This is a genomic window from Limnospira sp. PMC 289.06 (genome assembly GCF_032350395.1).
GTDB lineage: Bacteria > Cyanobacteriota > Cyanobacteriia > Cyanobacteriales > Microcoleaceae > Limnospira > Limnospira platensis.
On record NZ_JARPLC010000120.1, the window covers coordinates 1 to 14,512 of the forward strand.

The 14,512-nt window shown below is 44.1% G+C and carries 11 protein-coding genes and 1 pseudogene; 5 read left to right on the plus strand and 7 right to left on the minus strand.

Going from position 1 to position 14,512, the window contains the following annotated elements; translation table 11 throughout:
* Positions 1-229 precede the first annotated feature (229 nt).
* From P5674_RS26645 to P5674_RS19260, 3 genes are all read right to left on the minus strand, one after another.
* Positions 230-322, minus strand: a complete 93-nt coding sequence (locus P5674_RS26645) for a hypothetical protein (protein ID WP_350308536.1) — start codon at positions 320-322, stop codon at positions 230-232.
* Positions 323-453: 131 nt separating this feature from the next.
* Complete coding sequence (locus tag P5674_RS19255) at positions 454-1,137, minus strand: AI-2E family transporter (RefSeq protein ID WP_006617990.1); 684 nt, start codon at positions 1,135-1,137, stop codon at positions 454-456.
* A 68-nt stretch (positions 1,138-1,205) separates the two neighbouring features.
* Positions 1,206-2,057, minus strand: coding sequence for an Npun_R2479 family HD domain-containing metalloprotein (locus tag P5674_RS19260; RefSeq protein WP_006617989.1), 852 nt, complete (start codon positions 2,055-2,057; stop codon positions 1,206-1,208).
* Positions 2,058-2,427: 370 nt separating this feature from the next.
* On the opposite strand from P5674_RS19260, the gene P5674_RS19265 reads away from it, so the two are divergent.
* A complete protein-coding gene (locus P5674_RS19265) occupies positions 2,428-3,972 on the plus strand; it encodes an efflux RND transporter periplasmic adaptor subunit (RefSeq protein ID WP_006617988.1) in 1,545 nt (514 codons plus the stop codon).
* Between the two features lie 173 nt (positions 3,973-4,145).
* On the opposite strand, the gene P5674_RS19270 is transcribed toward P5674_RS19265, so the two are convergent.
* Together P5674_RS19270 and P5674_RS19275 are read right to left on the minus strand one after the other, a co-directional pair.
* Complete coding sequence (locus tag P5674_RS19270) at positions 4,146-6,101, minus strand: CHASE2 domain-containing protein (protein WP_006617987.1); 1,956 nt, start codon at positions 6,099-6,101, stop codon at positions 4,146-4,148.
* A 38-nt stretch (positions 6,102-6,139) separates the two neighbouring features.
* Positions 6,140-6,934, minus strand: a complete 795-nt coding sequence (locus tag P5674_RS19275) for a DUF928 domain-containing protein (RefSeq protein WP_006617986.1) — start codon at positions 6,932-6,934, stop codon at positions 6,140-6,142.
* A 314-nt stretch (positions 6,935-7,248) separates the two neighbouring features.
* Between P5674_RS19275 and mutS the strand changes: the two genes are divergently transcribed.
* Complete coding sequence (gene mutS, locus P5674_RS19280) at positions 7,249-9,900, plus strand: DNA mismatch repair protein MutS (protein WP_006617985.1); 2,652 nt, start codon at positions 7,249-7,251, stop codon at positions 9,898-9,900.
* A gap of 400 nt (positions 9,901-10,300) precedes the next feature.
* Positions 10,301-11,071, plus strand: coding sequence for a hydroxyacylglutathione hydrolase (gloB, locus tag P5674_RS19285; RefSeq protein WP_006617984.1), 771 nt, complete (start codon positions 10,301-10,303; stop codon positions 11,069-11,071).
* A gap of 118 nt (positions 11,072-11,189) precedes the next feature.
* Here gloB and P5674_RS19290 read toward each other — a convergent pair whose 3' ends face one another.
* Together P5674_RS19290 and P5674_RS19295 are read right to left on the minus strand one after the other, a co-directional pair.
* Complete coding sequence (locus P5674_RS19290) at positions 11,190-11,750, minus strand: cyclic nucleotide-binding domain-containing protein (protein WP_006617983.1); 561 nt, start codon at positions 11,748-11,750, stop codon at positions 11,190-11,192.
* Positions 11,751-11,860: 110 nt separating this feature from the next.
* Complete coding sequence (locus tag P5674_RS19295) at positions 11,861-12,460, minus strand: alpha/beta fold hydrolase (RefSeq protein WP_006617982.1); 600 nt, start codon at positions 12,458-12,460, stop codon at positions 11,861-11,863.
* A 197-nt stretch (positions 12,461-12,657) separates the two neighbouring features.
* Here P5674_RS19295 and P5674_RS19300 point away from each other — a divergent pair, with 197 nt between their 5' ends.
* Positions 12,658-14,139 carry a BCD family MFS transporter gene (locus tag P5674_RS19300; protein ID WP_014275494.1) on the plus strand — a complete coding sequence of 494 codons (1,482 nt, stop codon included), beginning with the start codon at positions 12,658-12,660 and terminating at the stop codon, positions 14,137-14,139.
* 104 nt (positions 14,140-14,243) lie between these two features.
* Positions 14,244-14,512: pseudogene (locus P5674_RS19305) on the plus strand (hypothetical protein); the annotation flags it as partial.

Here is a 14,512-nt window from a genome sequence, read left to right on the forward strand (position 1 = left end):
CTCCGGGTCAGTAGTGATGTCTAGCTGAATTGTCCCCCGGTTACGCTTAATCCTGGCACCTTTGGGGCATTGCTTACGGGACAGATTGAAAAACTCAAGAATATCCTGAAAGCCTTGATATGTACCACTATGTGTACTGTTTGTACTTGCACTCATTTTACACTAACTCCTAAATGTGCGATCGGCTTTGAGTGCACTAGAGTGACGGTATAATAAGGGTTTTAGGGTTTCAACTAGGACTTAATCCTGTGAGATTTCCCATAATTCTCGGAGCAATTATATTATCTTTTACCTGTTGAACAGCTACGGCAATTATTAACAATTGCCAGGCTAACCACCAGTCCAGAAAGGCGACAATAATAGCGACGGTGCCAATTCCTCAAGTCGCTCCAATAAAGGGGATCATCTCCATGAAACCAATAAAAACGGCAAATAATAGGAAATATGGAACCCCTAAAAAAAGAACATTGGAGCCAAAGTGAAGGCTATAAATAGCCCTAAGATTAACTGTCCAGATAAAAAAATCTGGAGATTTCTCGGCAATGATTCAGTTAAGACTAACCGGATTTTTGGCGAAATAATTATAGTTAAAGTAGACCATAATCTATCGCCATCAAGCAGCATATAAAAGGAGAGAAATAAAATTAAAATTAGGTCAATCAACCAGTTAAAATTTCCCAAAACTAACCCCAGACTTTTGCTGGTGATCGCCTGTGCTTGTCCTTGTATTTGATTGAGTAGTTGTTGCTGTAAAATCCCCACATCAAAGGGTAAATTATGTTCATAAATCCAGGATTGAAATAGGGCTAACTGCTGCTGTGCAGACTCAGCCAATTCGGGTAATTTGGTAATAAATTGTCTAGTCTGATTTAACACAGGAGGAAGCAGGGTTAAACCCACAAGGACAACGACGGTCGCCGCCACCAAATAAACCCGTGCTGCCGCGACTCCCCTAGGGATAAATCGTTTTAACTTAGCCACAGGTGCATTGAGAATAAATGCAACTAATGCAGCGACTATTAAAATAGTAACCAACTCCCCTACATAATTAATAGTTTTTAGGGTAAGACCTCCAGCAATCAGAATTAATATCCAAGAGATTAAGAACTGCTGTATAGGTGAAAATATGGAATTCATTAGGGCTTGATTTTTAACTATAGACTTTCAGATTGTACGGAGGCAAATTAGATGGTCAACCCCAGTAATTAGACTTCTACTGTACCCTGAGACACCTGATCATGTTCAACCATAAACACATTAGAGTAAAGGTTGGCAACAATTTGTTTACCTTGTTGGGTAAGAGACAAGTAATTTAAGGCATCTTTGACATAAGGATAAACACCATTCCAGTAGAATTTAGGATAGTTCTTGCGTAGGTCTTCTGGGCTTTTGTAGCCAACTCTTTTATTAAAGCCAGTTTCCTCAAATTCGTAAAATAAAGCACTGATTTTTTTCAGGTAACGAGGATCTGAGAGTTGACCAATGAGATCAGCCGCCCGAACCAAACCGGGATAGTTCATGGTATTCTGATGATCGGATTCTTTGGGGACTGGAAACCGGGTCAGTTCGATATTATGCTTAATGACTTCAGCATCAATCAGTTTATGGCCGCCAAAGCGTTCTTCAATAAATAATTTAGCGCGATCGACATGGAAAGGGGTGAGACTAGCATCAGTACATCCGTCTGGTAGTTCTACCATGGTTCCGCGTCCGGTAGCAAAGGTATTTTCTCGATCGCGACGACAAACGCCTTTGACATAACCAATATCGTGACAAACTAGGGAGATGATGTAGTGTAGCCAGTCTTCACAGGATACGCCACCCTCGCGGATATGTTTTCCCCGCAGGATTTCCTGTCCCACTAATGTGACCATAATTGTATGTTCGACATCGTGATAAAGGGCATCACTATTGGCAATGTTTTCTAGAGCCATGTTTCCAGCCCAGCCAATAATCTCCTCATAGTTGGATTTATAACCTCCGTGGGTGCGGCGGTAACCTTCCCGAATTAGTTCAACAAAGGCATCAATTAGACATTCCGTGGCATTAAAAACCATATAGGCTCGTCCTGGCTATGTTTTGATTATAGATAAACTACTGACGAGGTATGTACTATAGCACTCAGCCTATATCCTAATCTACGAAACAGAATTATCAAAAGCGATCGCCCCCAGACTGGTAGCGGGGACAAATCAGAATTTGTAAAGCTGAGTTAATCTATGTAAATAGATGTGAACTACTAGTGGAGACCTCGCGCCACAGACTCTCAAGGAGCTAAACCCCTTAAAAAATAAGGCTTTTTCGACGGTATCCCTCAGATATTTTGCTCCTCGGTTCCCGGGGACACCTGGAAATTGTGAATTTTAAGAGGAATTTACGCAACTTTTCTTTACAATATATTTAAGGAGTGCCGGGGGAGGATTACTCGTGGTTCATAAAGATACATTACCAGATATTGATGACGATCAATACCCTGAATTGTCACTAAATGGCGATCGCGTTAAATTTGAAGACCTAGAGGAAGAACCCGAGGAAGCTGTACCTCCCCAGGCGGGCGGTTGGCGGAATATGGTGATCGGGGTAGCCATAGGAATTGTGGCGACTCTGGGAGTTCTACACTTTTCCTCTAACAACAGTTCCGAACCCGTAACCGAGGAAAGCCCAGGGGTAGAAGTAGCGCCAGCAGTTAGTCCCAGCGCCACCCAAACGGTGACAGTAGCGCCAGTGGAAATGACGACTGTGGCGCGCACCCTTGATGTAACGGGGACTGTGGAAGCCTACGACCTACTCCCAGTTTTACCCCAAGCCAGCGGAGTGCAAATTCAACAGGTTTTAGTAAATCAGGGGGAAATGGTAACACAGGGACAGGTTATGGCGGTGTTGGATGATTCGGTTTTGCGATCGCAAATTGACCAAGCCAACGCCCAGGTAGAGTCCGCCAATTCCCTCGTCCGTCAGCGGGAAGCTAACCTCGGACAAGCCCAAGCCGGTCTCGCGCAAGCGCAAGCGAGTCTATTGGAGGCTGAGTCATTACTGACTCAAAATCAAGCTAGGTTAGCGGAAGCCAAGGCTAATTTAGATCAAGCCCGCCGAGAAGTAGAACGCTATGAAGATTTAAGCAGCCAAGGGGTGGTGAGTCGCCAGGAACTAGAAACCCGCATTACCACGGCAAAAACGGCCGAAGAAGGGGTGAGAGTCGCAGAGGCTAATATTTCTAGCGCTAGGGCTACCATTAGCAGCGCTAGGGCTAATATAGGCAGTGCACAGGCTAACGTGGAAAGCGCCGAGTCTAATATCCGTAGTGCAGAGGCTGAGGTGCGTAGCGCCCAGGCGCGGGTTCGCCAGTTGGAAACTCAACGGGAACAAACTGTAGTCCGTGCGCCTATGAGTGGCATTGTCGCCCAACGGACAGCGCGAGTGGGGGATGTTACTGGTAATCAACAACTGTTTTCGATTATTGCGGAAAATCAGTTAGAACTACACGCGAAGGTTCCAGAAACTCAGTTATCACAGGTGAGAATTGGTGCTGCTGTTACTGTGACTTCTGATGCTGATCAAAATTTGCAGGTGCGAGGGGTGGTGCGAGAAATTGCGCCTCTGATTGATCCTCAAAGCCGACAAGCTACTGTGAAAATTGACCTGCCTCCCTTGGGGGCTATTCGTGATTCTTTCTTGCGTCCGGGAATGTTTCTGCGGGCGGCGATTACTACTACTACTGTACAAGGAATGAAGGTTCCCGCTAGGGCCATCGTTCCCCAGGCTGACGGTAGTTCTATTGTTTATCGTCTATTACCTGATGATACGGTGGAAGCGCGAACTGTGGAAGTGGGAAGACTTCAAGGCCGTTTAACAGGCGATTTATCGGAGGCGAGTATAGAAATTATACAGGGTTTAAATGTAGGCGATCGCATTGCGATCGCTGGTGCAAGTTATCTTAAAGATGGCGATAAAGTTAATGTGGTGTCGCGGTGAATCATGAAACTCCTTATCTTGTCCCCCTCTGGGAGGGGGGGATAATGTGGGTGGGGGTGCGGAGCTGTCTCCGCCGTGAATTACATCTGGGGGCGAGGAGATTCATCAAAAGCTGTGGCTATTCATAACTACCTAGGACAGTTGACAGAATAGATGGAAAGATTTAATACAGACTAAGGATTGTTAATTTGATAAACATTAATAGGTTGAGTGCGACCTTTGAGGTGAATGCTACCGATATATTCAGTTAGACATTGATAGCTGACTTGTTCATGGGTTTGCTGATTAATTAAAATGCGGCAAACTCCATCGCCAAAAGACTTATCATAACTTTCTAGGCGGGCGGCAATATTGACACTATCTCCGAGAGTTGTATAGTCCATTCTTTGGGAACTACCTAAACTCCCTGTAACTACCTCTCCGGTGGCAATTCCTACGCGCATAGAAACCGTAGGCTTACCTTCTAATTGCCATTGACTGTTTAATAATTTGAGTTTTTCTCCCATGGCTACGGCACAGGAAACGGCAGCGATCGCATCTTGTGCAATTTCTTCTGAAGAAGTGCGGGGAATAGGAACCCCAAACACAGCCATAACGGCATCCCCAATCAACTTATCAACAATGCCATTATGGTCTAAAACAATATCAGCCATGCCATTCATGTACTCATTCAACCAACACATCAAAGCATCAGCGGCCATGGTTTCGGCGATGGTACTAAACCCTTTCAAGTCAGCAAATAAGACTGTAGCAATCATTTTTTGCCCAGTCAGTTGACCGCGCGCAATTAATTCATCTCGACTTTGCCAAATCATCTCAGCAATTTGAGGGGTAACATGGCGACCAAAGAGAGTCATAACCATCTGACGTTCTTGGTGTTCCCAATTAGCAATATAACCGGCGATCGCAATTCCCGAAGTAGTAAAAGCGATAATTGGTGGTACTAGGGGTATCCACCAGCCTTCAAGAAAAGCAACTTGGAGTTCTAGGGTTAAACTGCCGCCGCCAACAACTAAACTAAGTAAAGCCCCCCAACCTAATCGGTAAGTCCACCCTAGGGCGGTACCGATACCAGACCAAATCAGAATCCAAAACAACTCCATACCATGAGACCAGACCTGAAATTGGGGGCGACCGTCAAGGGCGGCGCTGATAATTTGGCTGGTAAGATTAGCATGAATGACTACTCCAGCCATGCGATCGCCTTGACGAGTGAGAGTGCCGCTGTAGGGGGTAAAAAATAGGTCATTCAGGCTGTGGGCAATAGGGCCAATTAAGACGATGCGATCGCTAAACAGATCAGGGTCTGATCGTCCTTCAAGTACATCGGTCATAGAAATGGTCTGAAAATTCTCTTGGGGACCACGATAATTCAACAATACCTGATATCCGCCAGCATCAGCCCTAACATAGCCCCCATCATTGCCAGAAAAGCGGATAAATAGCCCTTCTCCCAATTGAACATTTCCGTTGTCTGTAACTGTGGGGGTAATGCCGTGTTGGTACAAATACATTAGGGCTAGTTTCGCGCCTAAACTTAAAACCGTTTGATTGTCTTCTGGTTGTAGCGATAACAAACCGCGTCTAATGCGACCATCAGCATCAAGGACTAAATCAATCGAACCGACCCGACCTTTCTCTTTTAATTCTGGGGGAGGCGCAATAGTTGCCGTACTACCATCACTCACCACCTTTTCCACGCCAATTAAATTAGGGACAGTTTGATAAACTTCTAGTAACTGTTGATGGCCGGGTTGTACGGGTAAATCTCGGTAAATATCCAAACCAATGGCTACTGGTTGCTGTTGGTCAATAATGGTTACTAAGTCGGCTAAAACGGCATCAGGAATCGGCCATTGTCCCACATTCCTAATATCTGGCTCATCTACAGTTACCACGACAATGCGCGGATCCATTGGTTCTAAGGGACGCAAGCGCATAAACTGATCAAAAGCCGCCCATCCAAATAACTGTAAGACTCCAGCCCATTGAATGGCAATTACCAGGGCTGTGACAATGGGCGGAATTAGCAAGCCAGAAAATTGTCGAAAATTTAAAGCACGAAAACGGAAGTGTGAAGTCGGAAGTCGCAAAAAACTCCTTTTCTTGACCATAGCTTCACACTTCATGGCTCAAATTTCCCGAACCTTTACATCAGGATTTAGGTTTAGTTCCACTCCACAAATGGCTCATCAGCGACATTTTCTAACCCTACTGAGTTTAACAGTTCTCGCCAGTGACTAGCTAGGGTGAAGTCTTCAGGTTGCTGTTGTCGTAGAGTTGCTAAGGTTGCCAAACTTTCAAACCAAATTCCATACTGAGCATAGATGGCTGCTTGTTCCAAGGGTTTGGCGATCGCCAATTTTTGACTCAAATCGTTATCCAGTTGGATGCGTTGGATTTCCCCGGAAACAAAAACCACTTCTGGAATGTTACCAGCATTGGAGGTTTCACAGACAATCCCGAAAGACCAGCGATAGTTTTTACCCGCCTCGAGAGATGGGGCATCGTCTGGGATTCTAATACTGACGATACCAGGCTTTTGAGGAATTGGCAAGCTGGTCTGATAAATATCAAAACCATCTTCGTCTTTGAGGCTAAAAGCTACCTCAGTGCCAACTAATGCTGGTAGGTAGAAGAATAAGGTTGGTTTTGCCTGTACAGTTAATCCTCTCATATCAGGTCCGATTTCCTGGGGTTGGATTAAATTAGGAACTAGGGCGGTGAGAGTTTGGCTTAACTGTTGCACATCTGGGCAACTACCTCGAGAGCCTCCGGCGGCGGTACGGGTGGGCATCCCCTGACCTGGGGGTGGCTCAAACGCCATACTAACGTGAGTTGGCGGGCGATTTTGATTTCGTCTGGCTGTCTGAGCCAGACTCGGTGAGGTATTCTGTACAACTAATCCTACCGATAGAATGAGGGAAATGCTGACGAATGGTTTTAAAAATTGCTGAGTCATTTGCAGTCTCCTATGAGACGAAAAGATTTTGATTGAATTGGTAGCCCCTGACTGTTTGAGCGTTTAATCTGATTGTAGTATTATTTAAGTCCCCTTAAAAGTGATTAGCCAGGGAGTTAGGTTAAAATTTGTTGCTCTAGGCTGGCATTTGGGGGCAGTTGGGGGCGGTAAACATGATCAATGGTAATATTTACCACCGATGGTAGCCTTTGCTCTGGTTAGGGCTATGGTTGGGGTGTCTTTCGCCTTGATGCAGGTACTATGATAATCTGTGTGTTGCTAGTTCCGGTGTTAAGAGTTCCTTAAAATTGCTTATGACTGTTTCCCCTAGTGGCTCGGAATCTTTACCTAATAATGCGGACTACCGACAATTGGATCGCTCTCAACTGTCGGAGATGATGCAGCGATACATTGAGGTTAAAGACCAATATCCCCATGCTTTACTGTTTTTTCGGGTGGGGGATTTCTTTGAGTGTTTTTTTCAGGATGCCATCACAATTTCTCAGGAATTGGAGTTGGTTCAAACTACTAAATCGGCAGGAAAGGAAATTGGTCGGGTCCCCATGACTGGCGTGCCTTTTGAGCACGTTTACCGCTATAGCAATATGTTGCTGGAAAAGGGCTATCCGGTGGTGATTTGTGATCAGGTGGAAGATGCGGCGATCGCTGCTAAAGAACGACGACAGGTTAAGCGAGAAATTACCCGCATTTTGACTCCCGGAACTTTGACTGATGACCAAATGCTGCGGGGTCGCCAGAATAATTTTTTGGCGGCGGTGGTCATAGCTGGAGACCACTGGGGTCTGGCTTATGCTGATGTGTCAACGGGAGAGTTTTTGGCTACTCAATCTCAGAATTTGGAACATTTGACTCAGGAATTGATGCGGTTACAACCTTCGGAAATATTGTTCCCTACTCATGCGCCTGATTTAGGTAAAATGTTACGACCAGGACAGAAAAGTGAGAGTTTGCCTGATTGTTTGCCTGCGGACTTTTGCTATTCTTTGCGATCCCAAATCCCTTTTACTTTGGGGGAAGCTAGGTCGCGAATTTTAGAAGAGTTTAAATTGCGATCGCTTGAAGGTATTGGTTGTGAAAATTTGCCCCTAGGAGTGAGAGCAGCAGGGGGATTATTGGAATATTTAGAGGAAACCCAGAAACAAAATGTGGTGCCTTTACAACAGTTACATAGTTATACTCTCAGTGATTATCTGATTTTAGATTATCAAACTCGCCGTAATTTGGAAATTACTAAAACCATTCGTGATGGCACTTTGCAGGGGTCTTTATTATGGGCAATAGATAAAACTTCTACGGCTATGGGGGCTCGTGCTTTACGCCGTTGGTTGCTGCAACCTTTGCTGAGTATTAAGGGGATATGTTCCCGTTATGATACGATTGAAGAATTAATTAATAATGTCGAATTACGACAAGACCTTCAGCAACTATTACGGCAAATTTATGACTTGGAACGGTTGACAGGAAGGGCGGCTAATGGTAGTGCTAATGCTAAAGATTTGGTCGGTTTGGCTGATTCTTTATCGAAATTACCACAACTCGCCCAACTGTCGAAAGGGGGCAAATCTCCCTATTTGAAGGCTTTACAAAATGTGCCACCTTTGTTAGAAGAACTGGCAAAAAAAATTAATAGTTATATAGTGGAGTCTCCGCCTCTTTATTTAAAGGAAGGGGGATTAATTAAGCCGGGCGTTGATCCGCAATTGGATCAAATGCAGGCGGGGGCGGCTGAAGACCAACAATGGATTGCTAATTTGGAAATTCAGGAACGGGAACGCACGGGAATTTCTACGCTTAAAGTAGGTTTTAATAAGACTTTTGGCTACTATATTAGCATTACTAGATCTAAGTCTGATCAGGCTCCTGATGATTATATCCGTAAACAGACTCTCACCAATGAGGAGCGTTACATTACCCCAGAGTTGAAAGAAAGAGAGGCGCGAATTTTAACGGCTAAGGAAGACCTTAATCAGCTTGAATATGAAATCTTTGCTCGCTTGCGGGGGGAAGTGGGAGAACACACGGATTTAATTAGGGAGATTTCGCGGGCGATCGCCGCTATTGATGTATTATGTGGATTAGCTGAAATTGCTGTTTATCAGGGTTATTGTCGCCCGGAAATAGTCGGCGGACGGGAACTTAAAATTCTTGAAGGTAGGCATCCTGTGGTGGAAAAATCTCTACCAACTGGCTTTTTTGTGCCAAATAACGCCCACTTGGGTAGCGAAGAAGGGGGACTACAGAAGCAGAAACTTTCGCCTCCTTCGCCGCCAGATTTGATTATTTTAACAGGCCCTAATGCTAGTGGAAAAAGCTGTTATCTTCGACAGGTTGGCTTGATTCAATTAATGGCACAAATCGGCAGTTTTGTTCCGGCTACTTCTGCTCGGCTGAGTATTTGCGATCGCATTTTTACACGGGTCGGCGCTGTGGATGACTTGGCTACAGGTCAATCTACCTTTATGGTAGAAATGAATGAAACTGCTAATATTCTCAACCATGCTACTCCTAAATCATTGGTTTTGTTAGATGAAATTGGTAGGGGTACTGCCACTTTTGATGGGTTATCTATAGCTTGGTCGGTGGCGGAATATCTCGCTACTACTATTAAGGCTAGGACTATTTTTGCGACTCATTACCATGAGTTAAACGAATTGGCTTCTATTCTGGGTAATGTCGCCAATTATCAGGTCACTGTCAAGGAATTGCCAGATAAAATTATCTTTTTGCATCAAGTTCAACCCGGCGGCGCTGATAAGTCCTACGGTATCGAAGCGGGACGCTTGGCGGGGTTGCCTGATGTGGTGATTAAACGCGCTAAACAGGTGATGCGACAAATTGAAAAACACAGCAAAATTGCTATGGGTTTGCGAAAGGGTATCCAAAAGCCGCCTGCTAATACTACCAATATTCAACAGTTAAATATTTTTGACGATGACCAGGAGTAATTATGGCTAGATAATGCACATAACGGCGATTTTGTCAATAGGTCGATTGGGGGCCGTCTATAATTCCCCAAAAACTCGTGCATCGTGAATTTTAAATTTTCGCCGGAAAATATTCTATTTGGCGATAGAATGGGGATTGTAGCCTCTTTTTTGGGATATGGACACATAAACCCCTTGGATGCGATTGTTTTCATCATAGCAAAACCCCCATTATCTCGTCAAGTATTTGAGAGCCATTAGCAATAAAAATGTATTAAATCTTAACAAACTTTTAAAAAACAAAACTATTTTGGCGGAACGATTAGGATAGCTTAATTATAGTTGGTGTTGTTCTAAGGGTTTTAATAGTGTCAGAATATATTTAGATCAAAGTGTTCCCTGAGTTGTGAGAGCAAAATTAATGGACGTTTATAGACTACCAGCTTTATCAGATAACTACATATTTCTGCTGCATGACCCCGAACAGAATCAGGCGGCGGTAGTTGATCCAGCAGAAGCGGACCCGGTACTAGCAAAATTGTCGGAACTCGGTGCGGAACTGATAGCGATTTTTAATACCCATCACCACGCGGATCATGTGGGAGGAAATCGTGAATTGAGGAAGCATTTTCCCAATTTAACAGTATATGGAGGCGCAGAAGATCGTGATCGCATTCCCGGACAGGAAGTATTTTTAAAAGAAGGCGATCGCGTAGAATTTGGCGGTCGTAAAGCCGATGTATTCTTTGTTCCCGGTCATACTCGCGGTCATATTGCGTACTATTTTCCGGCTACCGATAAGGAAGGGGGGGAATTATTCTGCGGTGATACTTTATTTGCGGGGGGGTGTGGTCGCTTATTTGAAGGAACCCCTAGCCAGATGGTTAGTTCTCTGTCTAAATTGCGATCGCTACCCGATGATACACGGATCTGGTGCGCTCATGAATACACCTTAAACAACCTGAAATTTGCGCTGACAGTAGATGGTGATAATATCAGCTTACGCGATCGCTTGGAAAAAGTCACCATAGCTCGCAGTCAAAATCAACCCACTATCCCCTCATTAATAGGCGTAGAAAAGGCAACTAATCCCTTTCTACGTTGGGATGAACCCGCATTAAAGTTAGCCGTTCAAGGTAAAGATGACATCCAGACCTTTGCTAGAATCAGGGGAATGAAAGACCAGTTTTAACAGTTTCGCCTTTGGTGTTAGTAGCACTAGGTAAATGAGCAGATAATCTGTAGATGGGGTGATATTCTACCATCTACAGGTATCAAATTACCACCAATTTTCCGGGAAGATTGAGCCATCAACGCATCTGGTGTATCTTGTGAATTAACCAGTTTAGTTTAGCCTCTGCTACTATCATAAAATCTTGCATATTTTGGGTAAATTCGCAACCAAATAGTATATCTTGTTCAGGTTCAGAAGACTGATAACCCAATTGTCGAACCGTCCCGCGCATACGGTTAGCTAAACACCAACAAATCCCCTGATAAAATCTAGCTGAGAATTTAGAACTACTGCGGAGTTTGCTAGTTAGTTGATAGCGAGGAATTGCCAACAATTCCGTAGTTTCCACAGCTTCAACAGTAGCGACAGGAGCGCGGTTATCCAAAAAAGAAATTTCGCCTACTAATTCCCCTTGTGATAGATAAGCCAGGTCACGATCATGGTTATTATTAGAATGAATATATACCCTAAGTGTTCCGCTTAAAATAATATAAAGCGCGTTGATAGGTGTTCCTTCATGAATCAGTATTTCTCCTTGTTCCAAAGTCTGTAACCTACCTTGGTAAGCTACCCACCGCAGGTCATCTTCATCTAGTCCACCCAGGATAAATAGCGCCTTTTTAGATTTTTCATCCATCTTACTTTAACAACTGGTGGATTAGAGGTTGTGACAACAATATAATCAAAGGATAATGATTGATGGCAAAAAGTATCAAGCATCAGATATTGAACAGCTAGATTGGACAGCTATTTCAGAGACTTCAGAAATTGAATTAAATTTTCATGAAACTTATTCGGCGCTTTCAGATAACAAGCATGACCAGCATTTTTAAGGATCGCTTTTTGACAATTCGGCATAGTTTGAATTAAGATATCAGCCTGACTAGGCGGCACAATTTGGTCATTACTTCCCCAAATAGCCAAAGTCGGTATTTGAATACCCTCAAGTTTTTCAGCCATTTTTAAAATACCCACCGGAGCCACAGCCACAAAGCCTCGTACTGACTCATGATGTTGAATTAGAAAGGGTAAACTATATCGACCACTCATAGAAGGAGAAACAATGACCGTGTTATGTAATTGTAAATTGTCAGTTAACTTCACCAAAAATTGTACAGGTTCATCAGAGATAGTTGCCGAGGTTCCATAGCCGGGAAGATCCACAGCCACCACTCGATAATTTTGATTAGTCAATTGTTTGATGGTGCCGATTTCTTCCCAGGTTTTAGCGCGAAAACTAGCCCCATGTAATAATAAGACCGAAGGAGCATCAGGCTGACCTGCTTCTAAATAGTGAATATTTTTATTTTTCATCTGAATTGATTGAGATATAATAGGGGATTTCATAATTTCACAGAATTTACTCTTGACAGTTTCTCCAGTCTGATCATAGTCTTATCATATCCCATAGACTCCTGAACAGTCTCCCCTAGGTGAATCTAGTTAGTCCCCAAGTAAGGGTAGAAAACTATTCAGTCTAAATCACAACATTTTGCTAGGCTAGGAATGAAGAGTTAATTTGGTATCAATTTCCTATAGGTGCTATGGCAATCGACAGTTTACCTGAGTCAACACCCTCGACAGCAACAAATAAGCCACCAAAACCGAAAGTGGGTATGGTGACGATGTTCCGATTGGGTCTATTTCAAATGGGACTGGGGATTATGTCCTTGCTGACCCTGGGAGTCATTAATCGAGTAATGATTGATGAACTAAGGGTTCCAGCTCTCATGGCGACGGGTGCGATCGCTATGCACCAGTTCGTCTCTCCTAGCCGAGTGTGGTTTGGTCAACTCTCTGACGGAAAACCGATCTGGGGTCTACATCGCAGCGTTTATGTGTGGATAGGTGCGGCTCTGTTTACCACTACTTCTTTCCTGGCTATGCAGGTGACATGGCAATTGGGAACCAGTATTCAAAATTATGGTATGACAGGGATAAGCTATGTTTGGGCGGCATTATTAGCGGTAGTGTTTGCTTTGTATGGTTTAGCTCTCAGCGCCAGTTCTACCCCCTTTGCTGCTTTGTTATTTGATGTATCTGATGAAGATGACCGATCTAAACTGATCAGCATTGTCTGGTCTATGTTGATGGTGGGAATTGTAGTCGGAGCTATTATTAGTTCTAAAATTCTCAATCAGCAGGAAGTTGGCGAGATTGACCCGGTTTCTGCTAACCTACCCACCCCTGGGAGTATGGTTGATATATCCACCCTACAAGCAGCCATTAACCCCCTATTTATAATGGTTCCGACGATGGTATTTCTTCTGTGTATGGTGGCGACCTGGGGGGTAGAAAAGCGCTTTTCTCGATATAGCGATCGCTCTACTGTAGCAGACAGAGAAGACCAAATTACCCTAGGTCGTGCTTTACATATCCTCACCGCTAACCGCCAAACAGGTTGGTTTTTTACTTTCCTGTTAATTATGAGCATTAGCCTATTTATGCAGGATGCTGTACTAGAACCTTATGGGGGTGAAGTGTTTGGGATGTCAATTTCTGAAACCGCGCGATTAAATGCTTTTTTTGGGGTCGGAACTCTGGTGGGAATTGCATCTACCGGATTTTTAGTTGTCCCGCGAATTGGTAAGAAAAATACGGTCCGTTTAGGTTGTGTGGGGGTGGCGATCGCCTTAGTATTGTTTATTATGGCTGGATTTACCACTAACCCCGAAATGCTCAAGGGTTCACTGTTATTTTTTGGCTTGTTTTCTGGTATCTTAACTGCTGGCGCTATTAGTTTAATGCTAGACCTGACGGCCGCAGAAACTGCTGGAACTTTTATCGGCGCTTGGGGACTGGCTCAGGCTATGGCGCGGGGTTTAGCCACCGTATTGGGGGGAGCATTCCTAGACTTAGGTCGGTTCATATTTGAGGTTCCCGTTTTGGCTTATGGGACTGTATTTGCAACTCAGGCTGTAGGTATGATTTGCGCCATTAGTTTATTAAGCCGTGTCAATGTTCGAGAGTTTCAGGATAGCACTAAAAAAGCGATTTCTACAATTCTCGAAAGCGAATTAGATTAATCAGTCAGTTTTTGATGTTGGTAGAGAGTTGAGGCTGGTAAATACCAATACCTTAATCGTCTCTACTCATCAACGGCGAATCGTTGCTCAAAAATAAGCGGACGATGGGACTCGAACCCAAACTAAAGTCGGAAGGGGTCGAGAATGGGGTCGCCCCCATTCCCTCCCATTCAAAACCGTACTTGAGACTTTCGCCTCATACGGCTCCTGATGTGGATGCCCAATTGGTCAGTGGTACAGTGTTGACTTCACCGCTTAGTCCTTGTTCTATAGCACAAAACAGAACAGTTAGGACGTATAATGGCAAGGATATCTACAGAAGACCCAAAAGGCCAGCCCCCTACACTTACGACCTCAGACAAAAAGTTATTAC